Source organism: Bradyrhizobium sp. SZCCT0231, assembly GCF_018130245.1.
In the GTDB taxonomy this organism is placed as follows: Bacteria; Pseudomonadota; Alphaproteobacteria; order Rhizobiales; family Xanthobacteraceae; genus Bradyrhizobium; species Bradyrhizobium japonicum_F.
The window spans coordinates 417,199-430,100 of record NZ_JAFCKP010000001.1 but is presented as its reverse complement, the minus strand read 5'-3'; the positions used below and the strand labels follow the sequence as shown (position 1 = coordinate 430,100).

Genomic DNA, 12,902 nt, shown 5'->3' with positions numbered 1-12,902 from the left:
ATGACAGGAGGCTAATCCACATACTTCGCCGCGCGCTTCTCCAGATTCGAGCGCACCGCCTCGGTCTGGTTCGGACTGCCGATCAGCTTCTGCTGCTCGACGGACTCGGCGAGCAGCGCCGGGCCCGGATCGACCGAGAGATTGTTGAGGAGACGCTTGGCCGCGCGGATCGCATCGGGGCTCTTGCCGGCGATCTCGCGCGCGGCTTCGAGAGCTGCCGCGCGCGGATCGTCGCAGATGCGCGTGGCGAGGCCGTAAGCCATCGCCTCCTGCGCGGAGAAGATGCGGCCGGTGTAGGTGAGATCGCGCAGGATATCATCGCGCACCAGCGAGGCCAGGATCGGCGTGCCCGCCATATCTGGCACGAGGCCCCATTTGATCTCCATCACCGACATCCGCGCATCCGAGCTGAGAAAGCGCATGTCGGCACCGAGCGAGAGCTGGAAGCCGCCGCCGAAGGCGACGCCGTGCACGGCCGCGATCACGGGAACCGGAAGCTGGCGCCAGCCCCACACCGCCTGTTGCGGGAAGTTCGCCTGGCCGTGCGTTCGCTTGGTGAGATCGCGATTTTCGCCACCCGGAATTCCGTTACCACCCTTCTCCTTCATGGCGGCAAAACGCCCCATGTCGAGACCGGCGCAGAAGGCGCGGCCCTCGCCCGAGAGAACGACGGCGCGCACGCTCTTGTCCTTCGAAAGCCGGTCCGTTGCCGCAACAAGGGCCTCGAACATCGGCTGATCCAGCGCGTTCATCTTGTCCGCACGCACCAGACGAACATCGGCGACGCCTTCCGAGATCGAGATCGAGACGCGCTCTTCCATGGATCAATTCTCCCCTGTTCTTGTTCGGTGCCGCTTTACAGGCCGCCGGCGGCCGGTTTTAGTCAATCGACCAATTAACTGACAATCCCTACGGGGGAAACAGCCATGTTCAAGGAAAATCTTCTGGCCGGCCGGCGCATTCTCGTGACCGGCGGCGGCACCGGTCTCGGCAAGTCGATGGCGGCACGCTTCCTCCAGCTCGGCGCTGAAGTTCACATCTGCGGTCGCCGCAAGATCGTGTGCGACGAAACCGCCACCGAGCTGATGGATCTCTACGGCGGCCGCGTCACCAGCCACGGCGTCGATATCCGCAACGCGCTCGCGGTCGACGAGATGATCGAGAATATTTTTCGCGAGGCGCCCCTCACCGACCTCATCAACAACGCCGCTGGCAATTTCATCTCGCGCAGCGAGGAGCTGTCGCCGCGCGGCTTCGACGCGGTCGCCAACATCGTCATGCACGGCACGTTCTACGTGACGCATGCGATCGGCAAGCGCTGGATCGCGTTGAAGCAGCCCGGCAATGTCGTCTCCATCACCGTGACCTGGGTGCGCAACGGCTCGCCTTACGTGGTGCCGTCGGCGATGAGCAAGTCGGCGATCCACGCCATGACGATGTCGCTTGCGACCGAATGGGGACGGCACGGCATCCGCCTCAACACCATCGCCCCGGGCGAGATCCCGACCGAGGGCATGAGCAAGCGCATCAAGCCCGGTGACGAGGCCGGCGCGCGCACCAAGGCGATGAACCCGATGGGCCGCGTCGGCACCATGGAGGAATTGCAGAACCTTGCGGTGTTCCTGATCTCCGGCGGCTGCGACTGGATCAACGGCGAAACCATCGCCATGGACGGCGCGCAGGCACTCGCGATGGGCGGCAATTTCTACCAGCTCCGCGACTGGAGCGACGACGACTGGAAGGCCGCGCGTGAGAGCATCATGGCGCAGAACGAGAAGGACCGGGCGAAGCGGGGGTGATGGTGTTTCGAAAGAGCGAGGACATGTACGGGTCCGACGCTCTCGCCCCACCCTCACCTGCCGTCCCGGCGAACGCCCGGACCCATAACCACAGGACCGAGTTTGGCGAAGACTCGGAGTTGTCATCTCGCCACAAATTCCTCCCTGGGGTTATGGGTCCCCGCCCCCGTGCGCAATTGCGCACTAGGCGGGGACGACTCGAGGAGAGATCGTACAGCCTCTCTAGTGCTTCCCCGGCCCCATATAGCCGAACAAGAACCCTGCCACTTTCCGCATCTGGATCTCTTCGCTGCCTTCGGTGATCCGATAGCGCCGGTGGTGGCGATAGATGTGCTCGAACGGCTTGTGGCGTGAATAGCCCATGCCGCCATGGACCTGCATGGCGCGGTCGGCGGATTCGCAGCAGAGGCGGTTTGCAAAATAGTTGCACATGGAGACGCGGTCGGAGAGCGTGCGCTCGATCTGCTCCTCGGTGAGCTGGTCCATCTCCCAGGCGGTCTTGCGGATCAAGAGGCGCAGCATCTCGGCCTGCGTCGCCAGCTCGACCAGCGGGAACTGGATCGCCTGGTTCTCGGCCAGCGCCTTGCCGAACGGTTTTCGCTCGCGCGCATATTTGACGCTCTCGTTGATGCAGTAGACGGCGGCCCCCAGCGAGCTGGCGGCCTGGCGGATGCGGTTCTGGTGCACGAAGCATTGCGCCAGCGACAGGCCGCGGCCGACCTCGCCGAACTGCGCGTCCTCAGGCACGAACACGTCGGTGAAGCTGACGCGGGGATGGTCGGTCGGCATGTTGAAGGTCCACATGTACTCTTCGATCTTGACGCCGGGGCTCTTGGCCGGCACCAGGAAGCAGGTGATGCCGCGCGCATCGCCATCGTTGCCGCTGGTGCGCGCGAACAGCGCGCAGTGGGTGGCGACGTGCATGCCTGTGGTCCACATCTTCTCGCCGTTGATGATCCAGCCCCTGACGTTGTCGCGCGTCGCCGGCACCGCGCGCGTTTCCATGTGGGTGGCGTCCGAGCCGTGATGCGGCTCGGTCAGGCCGAAGGTGATGCGGTACTTGCCCCTGATCGAGCCGTCGATCATCGCCTTCTGATCGTCGCGGCCGTAGCGGTCGAGCATGGTGACGACGGGGAAATTGCCGACGATGGAATGCTCGTTCTGGAGGTCGTTGTGCAGGCCAAGGCCCTTCGCCGCAAAATGCTCGCGGATCACGGCCATCCAGAGATTCGAGCCGTCCTTGCCGCCATATTGCTTCGGCACCGGAAAACGCAAATGCCCGGCGGCATCGGCAATATCCTTGGCCTTGCGCAGCAGCGCCTCCCATTCATGACGCGGCAGGCCGCCATTCTCGAAATCGGTGCGGGCCCATTCGCGGCGGTGGTCGAAGAAGCGGATGTTGTCATCGGCTTCTTCCAGCGGCTTGATCTCGCGTTCGATGAAGCGGTCGAGCTCTCCGAGATAGGCGACGAGATCGGCAGGCAATGAGAAATCCACAGGTTCTCTCCCGGATTGATTTTATCGTTTTGCGTTAAGGCGCTAGGCGCGTTCTTGCTTGACACGATTAAGGTGAGAAGAGCGCGCGCAAGTCAAGCAAGCCGAGACGTGACCGCTACGCAAGGCGCACCGGCGCAATTCGATGGTGCTCTGGCGCCGACGCGCGTTAGTATGACGACAATATTCCTCACGAGAAAATGCGGGAGCGCGCAATGGAGCTGAAGTTCTCAAAGGTGGAACGCAAGGGGCCGATCACGATCGTCACGCTGTCGCGGCCCGAGGTCTACAACGCGCTGCACACCGATGCGCATTTCGAGCTTCAGAAGGTGTTCGATGATTTCTCCGCCGATCCCCAACAGTGGATCGCGATCGTCACGGGCGCCGGTGACAAGGCGTTCTGCGCCGGCAACGACCTGAAGTGGCAGGCCGCCGGCGGCAAGCGCGGCTGGGACAAGGGCGGCTTTGCCGGGCTCACCTCGCGCTTCGACTGCGACAAGCCGATCATCGCCGCGGTGAACGGCGTCGCCATGGGCGGCGGTTTCGAGATCGCGCTCGCCTGCGACCTCATTATCGCCTCGGAGAACGCGACCTTCGCCCTGCCCGAGCCGCGCGTCGGCCTCGCTGCGCTCGCCGGCGGCCTGCACCGGCTGCCACGGCAGATCGGACTGAAGCGCGCCATGGGCATGATCCTCACCGCGCGCCACGTCAGCGCCAAGGAAGGGCTCGAGCTCGGTTTCGTCAACGAGGTGGTGCCGCAGGGCGAGGCGCTCGCGGGCGCGCTGCGCTGGGCCGAGATGATCGCCAAGAACTCGCCGATGTCGATCCGGGCTTCGAAGCAGGCGATCCAGCGCGGGCTCGGCGTGTCGCTGGAGCAGGCGATCGAAGAGCAGCGGGAGTATCCGGCGGTCAAGGCGATGGTTGCCTCGCAGGACTACATCGAGGGCCCGAAGGCGTTTGCGGAGAAGCGGCCGCCGAAATGGGTGGGGAAGTGACCGCGCTTTGCGCGGTCATTCCGGGGCGCGCCCTCTTGGGCGCGAGCCCGGAATCCATTTGGCGGCAGTGACAGTGGATGAATGGATTCCGGGCTCGTCGCTCCGCGACGCCCCGAAATGACGGGAGAGAAACCTACCCGCCCCGCCCCTGCTCCCGCCTGTAGGACGCATAATTCGGCTGATCCACGGCCAGCTTGTCCATCGTGGTCGCCCACAGGTGCTCGGCGAGACCGGGCGTCACCAGATCGACCTCGCCCTTGGCGATGCGATCGGCGAGCGCGCGGTTGAGCTCCGTCACCGAGCCGTCGATGCCGAGCAGCGCGCGCAGGCGCTCCACTTCGGCAGCATCGCTCCCCGCCTCCTGCGTCAGCTGCCGCGTGACGAGGTCGAGGATGTTGATGGCGACGCGCAGCTTGAAGGCCTGATGGCCGGAGATCAGCGGCGTGATGTCGTTGCGGAGGAAATCGGCGACCGCCTTGGTCAGCTCGATCGGGGTCGGTTCATCCTGCATGCGTCAGCTCCCGCGCGGCGCCAGCAACCGCAACAGATCGATCTCGGTCTCGCTGGCGCGGCGGCCGATCATGGCGCGCTCCATCGAATGGTCGGGCCCCTCGCGAAACCGCTGCATCATGCCGCCGCACATGATGCCCCAGCGCAGCGTGCCCATCACCTCCCAGAACTTGACGCGCTCCGGATCGACTTTGCGGCCCGCAGTCTCGTAACCGGCGAACAGCTCCTCGCGCGTGCCAAAGCCGCCGACGGGCTTGTCGATCTCGCCGAAGCGCCAGGAATTCACGCAGACCCAGCCGAGATCCTCCATGGGGTCGCCGAGATGGGCGAGCTCCCAGTCGAGCACGGCGCGAACGCCGTCGGCGCCGATGATGAGATTGCCGTTGCGGAAATCGCCATGCACCAGCGTGGTCTCGACTGAGGGGCCGGGATCGTGGTCGCGCAGCCAGCGTAGCGCCAGCTCGAACACGGGCTTGGGCCAGTTCAGGCTGCGATAGTCGCGTTCGAACTCGGCGATCTCCTGGGTCGCGGACCGGCTGCGCAGCTCGGGCAGCTTGTCCAGCGGCAGCCTGTGCAGGCCCGCGAGAATGCCGCCGATCTGCCGCGCAAGCAGTGGCCGCGCCGCCGCGTACTCCTCATCGCGAAGAATCTTGCGCGCGATGGTCTCGCCCTCGACCCGCTGCATGATGAAGCCGGTGCCGAGATCGTCTTCCGGTATCAACACATGCATCACGCGCGGCGACGGCACGCCGGCCTCATAAGCGAGCTGCATCAACTGCGCTTCAGCGGCAAGACCGGCCGCTCGCGTTGGCGCGGCGCCATAGCCCTTCGGCGAGCGGCGCAGGATCGCGCCGATCGTCCCATCAGGATGCACGATGTCGAAGCGCCAGGTTTCCTGGCTGGCGCCGCCCGACAGTTTGGCCGCGCCGGTGACGCCGGTCGCGCCCGGGCACCAGCGCTGGACGCTGCGTGAAAGCTTCGCCTCGATCATTTGCCCTTGAACTGCGCGGGACGCTTCTCGAGAAACGCGCCGACGCCCTCGCGAAAATCCTGGGTGTCGCCGGCGCGAAGCTGACACTGGAATTCGAGATTGAGCTGATCCTCAAAGGAGTTTTCCGGGCTGTCCCAATAGAGCTTGCGGATCAGCGACAGTGCGACCGTCGGGCCGCTGGCGAGCTCGCGCGCAAGCTTCATCGCCTCCTCCATCAGCACGCCGTCATCGTAGACGCGGTTGACGAGGCCCCATTCCAGCGCCTTCTCGGCCGACAGCCGCTCGCCCATCAGCGACAGCTCGATCGAGCGCGCGCGGCCGACGAGGCGCGGCAAGAGCCAGGTCGAGCCGCAATCCGGCACGAGGCCAATGCGGCGGAAGGCTTGCAGGAAATAGGCCGAGCGGGCGCACAGGATCATGTCGCCGAGCAGCGCGAAGCTCATGCCGGCGCCGGCGGCGGGACCGTTGACCGCGGTGACGATCGGGCAGTGCAGATTGCGGATACGGCGCAGGAAGGGATGAAAGCCGGTCTCCAGCGTCAGGCCGGCCTTGGTCTTCTTCGACTGGTTGTTGCGGCCCTGCAGGTTCGCGCCCGTGCAGAACGCGCGGCCCGCGCCGGTCAGCACCACGCAGCGCACCTCGTCCTTCCTCTCCTCGATCGCATCGAGCGCCTCGGCGAGACCTCCCAGCATATCCACGGAGACCGCGTTCATCACCTCCTGATGGTCGAGCTTGAGGATCGCGACCGATCCATCGAAATCGAGCGTGACGTGTTTGAACTGCATGGTTTCCTCGTCAGTTGCGGCCTGCGACAGTTTCGCAGACCGGAATTCATTTTGCCGGGGCGCATATTTGATTTTTGTCGCGACCTTGTCCATGGTGATCGGAGCATAGCAAGCAATCTTGTGCGCAGCGGCTGACGCGCGCCATGCCAAATATGGGAAACGCTCCATGACTATTTTCGACCTCAACGGCCGCGTCGCCGTGATCACCGGCGGCAATGGGGGCATCGGGCTCGGCATCGCGCAGGCGCTCGCGGCCCAGGGCTGCAACGTCTCGATCTGGGGCCGCAATGCTAACAAGAACAAGGCTGCTGTCGCGAGCCTGGCCGGCCTTTCCGGCAAGATCGACAGCCGCGTCTGCGACGTCACCGACCCGGCCTCGGTCAATGCCGCCATGAAGGCGACGCTCGACACCTTCGGCCGCGTCGACGGCTGCTTCGCCAATGCCGGCATCGGCGGCGGCGGCCGGCGCTCCTTCATCGAACGCACCGAGGAAGAATGGCGCACGATGTTTGCGACCAATCTCGATGGCGTGTTCCACGCGTTCCAGGCTGCGGCCAAGCACATGACGGATCGCGCCAATGCCGGCGATCCCTTTGGCCGCCTCGTCGCGACCTCGAGCCTCGCCTCGATCTTCGGCACCGCGCGCAACGAACATTATGCCGCGACCAAGGCTGCCATCAACGCGCTGGTCCGCGCGCTCGGCGTCGAGCTGGCGCGTTACGGCGTCACGGCCAATGCGATCCTGCCAGGCTGGATCAAGAGCGACATGACCGCAGGGCTCATGGCCAACGACAAGTTCGTCGCCAACGTGATGCCGCGCATTCCGATGCGGCGCTTCGGCGAGGCATCCGATTTCGGCGGCATCGCCGTGTATCTGATGAGCAAGGCGTCGTCGTATCACACGGCGGATACGTTCGTCATCGACGGCGGTTATACGGCGTTCTGAGATTTCGTAGGGTGGGCAAAGGCGCTTTTGCGCCGTGCCCACCACACGCATCTGTAAGTGTGGTGGTGGGCACGCTGCGCTTTGCCCACCCTACGGTTTCTGGTTTGTGAGCGCAGAGGGAACGGGCAAATGTTTTCACACGTCATGATCGGCACCAACGACCTGGACAAGGCCAAGGCGTTCTACGACAAGCTGCTCAGCACGCTCGAGGTGCGGCCAGCCAGGGTCGACGGCCATCGCATCTTCTACATCACCAAGACCGGCGTGTTCTCGGTGTCGAAGCCGATCAACGGCGAACCGGCGACCTGCGCGAATGGCGGCACGATCGGCTTTGCCTGCAACTCCCCGGAGCAGGTCGACAAATGGCACGAGACCGGAGTCGCCGCCGGCGGGAAATCGATCGAGGATCCGCCCGGCATTCGCCAGGGCCCGGGCGGCAAGCTCTATCTGGCCTACTTGCGCGACCTCGACGGCAACAAGATCTGCGCGATGCATCGGATGGCGAACTGATTGCTCAGGATGCTGTCATTCCCCGCGAAGGCGGGGAATCCAGTACGCCGCAGCGACTCTGTTCAATCACTGCCGTCGCGGAGTACTGGATCGCCCGCCCCTGTGCGCAATTGCGCACTAGGCGGGCGATGACGGCGGAGAGTGTGGCGCGGGCGTGCCCAGCGCCCCTTCATTCAAACAACATTTCAAACGGCCTCGCGATATTCCATCGCATGGCATGGTGCTACGTGAAAAAATGCGCGCTCGCACTTTGGCGGCGCTGCGACTATTCTCCGGGCCAATGTGATCGCAGTGACCCCGGGAGGAACAATGACAAAACACACCTACATTCCCCGCACCACCAACTACACCCTCAATCCCGGCGACGAGCTCAACGACCTCAGGATGTCGGACCAGGTCCGGCCGCTCTACGACCACGTCAAGAAGTTCATCCGCGACACCGTCGAGCCGATGTCGATCGAGTTCGCCAAGGCGGGCGAAGGCAAGGCGGATCGCTGGAGCTTTACGCCGAAGCAGCTCGAGGTGCTGGAGAAGGCCAAGAACAAGGCCAAGCAGGAAGGCTTGTGGAATTTCTTCCTGCCCGATGACGAGACCGGCCAGGGCCTGAAGAATCTCGACTACGCCTACATCGCGGCCGAGCTCGGCAAGAGCCCACTGGCTTCGGAAACCATGAACTGCTCGGCGCCCGACACCGGCAACATGGAGGTGCTGGAGCGCGTCGGCACCAAGGAGCAGAAGGAGAAGTGGCTGAAGCCGCTGCTCAACGGCGAGATCCGTTCGGCCTATGTCATGACCGAGCCGAACGTCGCCTCCTCCGACGCCAAGAACATCTCGACCACCGCCAAGCTCGTCGGCGACGAATGGGTGATCAACGGCGAGAAATACTACATCTCGGGTCTCGGCGATCCCCGCTGCAAGATCCTCATCGTGATGGTGAAGACCAATCCCGATGCACCGCCGAGCAAGCAGCAGTCGCAGATCCTGGTGCCGCGCGACACGCCCGGTGTCGAGGTGCTCGGCCCGATGTACGTGTTCGGCCAGGATCACGCCCCGCGCGGCCACATGCATATGCGCTTCAACAATGTGCGAGTCCCCAAGGAGAACATGCTGCTCGGCGAAGGCCGCGGTTTCGAGATCTCGCAGCTCCGCCTCGGGCCGGGCCGCATCCATCACTGCATGCGCACCATCGGCAAGGCGGAGAAGGCGCTCGATCTCATGGTGCAGCGTGGCCTGACCCGCGAGGCCTTCGGCAAGAAGATCGCCCATCTCGGCGGCAACATGCAGATCATCGCGCAGGCGCGCTGCGAGATCGAGGCGATGCGGCTGATGGTGCTGAAGGCCGCCAAGGCGATGGACGTGCTGGGCAACAAGGAGGCCCGCGTCTGGGTCTCCATGGTCAAGGCCATGGTGCCCGAGCGCGCCTGCAAGATCATCGACCAGGCGATCCAGATGCACGGCGCCACCGGCATCTCGCACTGGACCCCGCTCGCCGAGATGTACCAGGATGTGCGGCACCTGCGCTTTGCCGACGGTCCGGACGAGGTGCACTGGATGGTGGTGGGACGCCACGAGCTGAGCATGGCGTGATCGACGAGATGCCGTAGGGTGGGCAAAGGCGCGCTCTTCGCGCGCCGTGCCCACCATCGTGGCCGGCGCAAGAAATGGTGGGCACGCTTCCGCCTTCGCTCTTCGAGCTACGGCGCGCTTTGCCCACCCTACGAAGCTGCGATCGAATTCGAGTTCTCCCCGCAGGCGGGGAGAGGCGAAGAAAGCACCGCACTACGTCGCGGGCACGAGCTTGTCCTGCGTCTTCGTCTCGAAATCGGATGCGTCGTGACGCTCGTGGAGCTGGCTGGCGGGGTCGCCGGAGACGCGGTTGACCATGCGGCCGCGCTTCACAGCCGGACGCTTGGCGATCTGGTCGGTCCAGCGCTGCACATTCTTGTAATCCTGCACCGAGAGGAATTCGCCGGCGCCATAGACCAGCCCCTTGGCGAGCGCGCCATACCAGGGCCACACCGCCATGTCGGCGATGGTGTACTCCTTGCCCGCGAGATATTCGTTGTCGGCAAGGCGCCGGTCGAGCACGTCGAGCTGGCGCTTGGTCTCCATCGCGAAACGGTCGATGGCGTATTCGATCTTGGTCGGCGCATAGGCGTAGAAGTGGCCGAAGCCGCCGCCGAGATAGGGCGCGCTGCCCATTTGCCAGAACAGCCAGGACATCGCCTCGGTGCGGGTCTTGATGTCCTTCGGCAGGAAGGCGCCGAACTTCTCGGCGAGGTAGAACAGGATCGAGCCGGACTCGAACACACGGATCGGCTCGGGTCCGGAGCGGTCCATCAGCGCCGGAATCTTGGAATTCGGATTGATGTCGACGAAGCCGCTGCCGAACTGGTCGCCATTGCCGATCCTGATCAGCCAGGCGTCGTATTCGGCCCCCTTGTGGCCGAGCGCCAGGAGCTCCTCCAGCATCACCGTCACCTTCACCCCGTTCGGCGTCGCCAGCGAATAGAGCTGGAGGGGGTGCTTGCCGACCGGCAGCTCCTCGTCGTGAGTGGGGCCGGCGATCGGGCGGTTGATGTTGGCGAACTGCCCGCCATTCTCCTTGTTCCAGGTCCAGACTTTGGGCGGCACGTAGGCGGGGGTGTCGGTCATGCGGGGCTCCGGCAAAAAGATGCGCCTGCATTAATTAGCCCGCAAACGGCGGATGACAAGGGCGCCGAAATGCATTGCCGGACGGGGCAACTCTGCGTTTTGTCATGGCACCCCCTCGCCGCCGTCATTCCGGGGCGCCCGCAGGGCGAGCCCGGAATCCATCGCAGCGCCAGGAATGCTCTGAAAAATGGATTCCGGGTTCTCTCTGACGCGAGCCCCGGAATGACGTCGTCACTTAGGACGCCGCGGACTGCGGCCCGCGGATAGAGCGCGACGTCTATACACAAGATGCCTCGCCGAATCCGGCATGTCATCGATCGGCTAGCGTCACTCTGCTTTGCCAGCGAAAGCAACGAGAACGCGAAGGCAGCCGCCGGGAGAGAGCCATGAAATCGCCGATCTGCGACATGCTGGGGATCGAGTTCCCGCTGCTCGCCTTCAGCCATTGCCGCGACGTCGTCGCCGCCGTCAGCCCCGCGCAATGGCGAAGCCATTGTCGCCAGAGGTGGCCGCTTCTTCAGCGGCCCTCGAAGGGCGACGGCGTGCCCGAGATCTGAAACGTAAAGCAAGAGAAATGATCAATACCCCCGAAGACCACATCCCCGTCATCGTCGGCATCGGCGAGATCGTCGACCGGCCGAACGAGATCACCGACGGCCTCGAGCCGCTCGATCTCTTGGAACAGGCACTGCGACGCGCCGAAGCCGACGCCGGCGCAAAGCTGCTCGGCGAGGTGCAGTCGCTCGACGTCGTCAATTTCCTGAGCTGGCGCTATCGCGATCCGGAGAAGCTTTTGGCTGAGCGCATCGGCATCTCGCCCGCGCATTGCTACTACGGCCCGGTCGGCGGCGAGAGCCCGATCCGCTACATCCACGAGGCGGCCAAGCGCATCGCGCGCGGCGAATGCAGCGTGGCCGCGGTGTGCGGGGCGGAGGCGCAGTCGACCGCGACCAAGGCGGAGCGTACCGACGTCAAGCTGCCGTGGACGCCGTTCGCGCATGACGTCGAGGAGCCCAAGCGCGGCGCGGCGTTCCAGAAGCCCTTGGCGGTGAAGCTCGGCGTGTTCCGCCCCGTCACGGTCTATCCGTTCTATGAAGCGGCCTCCTCCGCGCATTGGGGGCAGACGCCGCGCGAGGCGATGGCGGAGTCCGGCACGCTGTGGTCGCGTTATTCGGAAGCCGCAGCGCAAAATCCCAATGCCTGGCTGAAGCGGCGCTATGCGCCGGAGGAGATCACGACGCCGACCACCGACAACCGCCTGATCGCCTGGCCCTACAACAAGCTCATGGTCGCCAATCCCAGCGTCAACATGGGCGGCGCGCTGCTGCTGACGAGCCTTGCCAAGGCGCGCGCGGCCGGGATTCCCGAGGACAAACTGGTCTATCCGCTCGGCGGCGCCTCGGCGGAGGAGCCGCGCGACTATCTGCTCCGCGACCAATTTTACGAGAGCCATCCGCAGAACGCGGTGCTGAAAGCCGTGATCGACCTCGCCGGCGGCGACGGCAAGCAGTTCGACGCGATCGAGCTCTACAGCTGCTTTCCGTGCGTGCCCAAGATGGCGCGGCGGACGCTGGGCCTGGGCCCCGACGTACAACCGACCGTGACCGGCGGGCTGACCTTCTTCGGCGCTCCGCTCAACACCTACATGACGCACGCGGCCTGTGCGATGGTGCGGCGTGTGCGGGACGGTGCCAGGCTCGGCCTGCTCTATGGGCAAGGCGGCTTCGTCACCAAGCATCATGCGCTGGTGGTCTCGAAGACGCCGCCGCGCGAAGCGCTGGCGCAGGAGACGAGCGTGCAAGGCGAAGCCGACCGCAACAAGCGCGCGGTGCCGGAGTTCGTGACGGAGGCAAACGGCAAGGGCAAGGTCGAGAGCTTTACGGTGCTCTACGGCCGCGGCGGCGATGTCGAGCACGGCGTGGTGATGTTGCGGACGCAGGACGATCGCCGCATGCTGGCGCGGATTCCGGCGAGCGATGGCGCGACGCTGGCGCATCTGCTCGACATGGACCGCACGCCGGTGGGCTCGCTCGGCGAGATCAAGATGGCCGCGGATGGCGTGCCGGAGTGGCGGGTGGCGTGATCTCGTAGGGTGGGCAAAGCGAAGCGTGCCCACCATCTTCATGTGATCGGAAAGGGTTGGTGGGCACGGCGCAAGCGCGCCTTTGCCCACCCTACGAGACTTCATTGCATGCTGCGCTGCGTCCGGGGCACGAG

At 64.8% G+C, this 12,902-nt stretch carries 13 protein-coding genes; 7 read left to right on the top strand and 6 right to left on the bottom strand.

From position 1 onward, the window contains the following. Window positions 1-11: 11 nt before the first annotated feature. Window positions 12-821: a crotonase/enoyl-CoA hydratase family protein gene (locus JQ566_RS01985; protein WP_212369025.1), complete on the bottom strand. Its 810-nt coding sequence runs from the start codon at window positions 819-821 to the stop codon at window positions 12-14. A gap of 105 nt (window positions 822-926) precedes the next feature. Here JQ566_RS01985 and JQ566_RS01980 point away from each other — a divergent pair, with 105 nt between their 5' ends. Continuing rightward, on the top strand, window positions 927-1,799 hold the full coding sequence (locus JQ566_RS01980) for an SDR family oxidoreductase (RefSeq protein WP_212369022.1): 873 nt from the start codon (window positions 927-929) through the stop codon (window positions 1,797-1,799). 222 nt (window positions 1,800-2,021) lie between these two features. Here JQ566_RS01980 and JQ566_RS01975 read toward each other — a convergent pair whose 3' ends face one another. After that, window positions 2,022-3,296, bottom strand: a complete 1,275-nt coding sequence (locus JQ566_RS01975; protein ID WP_212369019.1) for an acyl-CoA dehydrogenase family protein — start codon at window positions 3,294-3,296, stop codon at window positions 2,022-2,024. A 212-nt stretch (window positions 3,297-3,508) separates the two neighbouring features. On the opposite strand from JQ566_RS01975, the gene JQ566_RS01970 reads away from it, so the two are divergent. Then, a complete protein-coding gene (locus JQ566_RS01970) occupies window positions 3,509-4,288 on the top strand; it encodes an enoyl-CoA hydratase-related protein (RefSeq protein WP_212369017.1) in 780 nt (259 codons plus the stop codon). A gap of 133 nt (window positions 4,289-4,421) precedes the next feature. Here JQ566_RS01970 and JQ566_RS01965 read toward each other — a convergent pair whose 3' ends face one another. The 3 genes from JQ566_RS01965 to JQ566_RS01955 are packed head-to-tail and all read right to left on the bottom strand — an operon-like array spanning window position 4,422 to window position 6,574. Next, on the bottom strand, window positions 4,422-4,799 hold the full coding sequence (locus tag JQ566_RS01965; protein WP_212369013.1) for a DUF6285 domain-containing protein: 378 nt from the start codon (window positions 4,797-4,799) through the stop codon (window positions 4,422-4,424). Window positions 4,800-4,802: 3 nt separating this feature from the next. Then, on the bottom strand, window positions 4,803-5,789 hold the full coding sequence (locus JQ566_RS01960) for a phosphotransferase family protein (RefSeq protein ID WP_212369011.1): 987 nt from the start codon (window positions 5,787-5,789) through the stop codon (window positions 4,803-4,805). After that, entirely contained in the window at window positions 5,786-6,574 is a 789-nt protein-coding gene (locus JQ566_RS01955) for an enoyl-CoA hydratase/isomerase (protein ID WP_212369008.1), read from the bottom strand. The genes JQ566_RS01960 and JQ566_RS01955 overlap by 4 nt, the downstream gene beginning before the upstream one ends. Before the next feature lie 166 nt (window positions 6,575-6,740). Between JQ566_RS01955 and JQ566_RS01950 the strand changes: the two genes are divergently transcribed. The 3 genes from JQ566_RS01950 to JQ566_RS01940 all read left to right on the top strand — a co-directional run bounded on the left by JQ566_RS01950 (window position 6,741) and on the right by JQ566_RS01940 (window position 9,617). Further along, on the top strand, window positions 6,741-7,520 hold the full coding sequence (locus JQ566_RS01950; RefSeq protein WP_212369005.1) for an SDR family NAD(P)-dependent oxidoreductase: 780 nt from the start codon (window positions 6,741-6,743) through the stop codon (window positions 7,518-7,520). A gap of 129 nt (window positions 7,521-7,649) precedes the next feature. Further along, on the top strand, window positions 7,650-8,030 hold the full coding sequence (locus JQ566_RS01945; protein WP_212369002.1) for a VOC family protein: 381 nt from the start codon (window positions 7,650-7,652) through the stop codon (window positions 8,028-8,030). A 309-nt stretch (window positions 8,031-8,339) separates the two neighbouring features. Further along, window positions 8,340-9,617 carry an acyl-CoA dehydrogenase family protein gene (locus JQ566_RS01940; RefSeq protein ID WP_212368999.1) on the top strand — a complete coding sequence of 426 codons (1,278 nt, stop codon included), beginning with the start codon at window positions 8,340-8,342 and terminating at the stop codon, window positions 9,615-9,617. A gap of 192 nt (window positions 9,618-9,809) precedes the next feature. On the opposite strand, the gene yghU is transcribed toward JQ566_RS01940, so the two are convergent. Next, the gene (gene yghU / locus JQ566_RS01935) at window positions 9,810-10,685 is read right to left on the bottom strand and encodes a glutathione-dependent disulfide-bond oxidoreductase (protein WP_212368996.1); all 876 of its coding nucleotides are present in this window, start codon (window positions 10,683-10,685) and stop codon (window positions 9,810-9,812) included. A gap of 386 nt (window positions 10,686-11,071) precedes the next feature. On the opposite strand from yghU, the gene JQ566_RS01930 reads away from it, so the two are divergent. Both JQ566_RS01930 and JQ566_RS01925 read left to right on the top strand, forming a co-directional pair. Further along, on the top strand, window positions 11,072-11,242 hold the full coding sequence (locus JQ566_RS01930) for a hypothetical protein (RefSeq protein WP_212371536.1): 171 nt from the start codon (window positions 11,072-11,074) through the stop codon (window positions 11,240-11,242). A 17-nt stretch (window positions 11,243-11,259) separates the two neighbouring features. Next, complete coding sequence (locus JQ566_RS01925) at window positions 11,260-12,768, top strand: acetyl-CoA acetyltransferase (protein ID WP_212368993.1); 1,509 nt, start codon at window positions 11,260-11,262, stop codon at window positions 12,766-12,768. Window positions 12,769-12,902: the final 134 nt, after the last annotated feature.

Coding starts and splice junctions, on each gene's coding strand:
- JQ566_RS01985 (WP_212369025.1), bottom strand. CDS start 821: ATGGAAGAGCGCGTCTCGATCTCGATCTCGGAAGGCGTCGCCGATGTT.
- JQ566_RS01980 (WP_212369022.1), top strand. CDS start 927: ATGTTCAAGGAAAATCTTCTGGCCGGCCGGCGCATTCTCGTGACCGGC.
- JQ566_RS01970 (WP_212369017.1), top strand. CDS start 3,509: ATGGAGCTGAAGTTCTCAAAGGTGGAACGCAAGGGGCCGATCACGATC.
- JQ566_RS01965 (WP_212369013.1), bottom strand. CDS start 4,799: ATGCAGGATGAACCGACCCCGATCGAGCTGACCAAGGCGGTCGCCGAT.
- JQ566_RS01960 (WP_212369011.1), bottom strand. CDS start 5,789: ATGATCGAGGCGAAGCTTTCACGCAGCGTCCAGCGCTGGTGCCCGGGC.
- JQ566_RS01955 (WP_212369008.1), bottom strand. CDS start 6,574: ATGCAGTTCAAACACGTCACGCTCGATTTCGATGGATCGGTCGCGATC.
- JQ566_RS01950 (WP_212369005.1), top strand. CDS start 6,741: ATGACTATTTTCGACCTCAACGGCCGCGTCGCCGTGATCACCGGCGGC.
- JQ566_RS01945 (WP_212369002.1), top strand. CDS start 7,650: ATGTTTTCACACGTCATGATCGGCACCAACGACCTGGACAAGGCCAAG.
- JQ566_RS01940 (WP_212368999.1), top strand. CDS start 8,340: ATGACAAAACACACCTACATTCCCCGCACCACCAACTACACCCTCAAT.
- yghU (WP_212368996.1), bottom strand. CDS start 10,685: ATGACCGACACCCCCGCCTACGTGCCGCCCAAAGTCTGGACCTGGAAC.
- JQ566_RS01930 (WP_212371536.1), top strand. CDS start 11,072: ATGAAATCGCCGATCTGCGACATGCTGGGGATCGAGTTCCCGCTGCTC.
- JQ566_RS01925 (WP_212368993.1), top strand. CDS start 11,260: ATGATCAATACCCCCGAAGACCACATCCCCGTCATCGTCGGCATCGGC.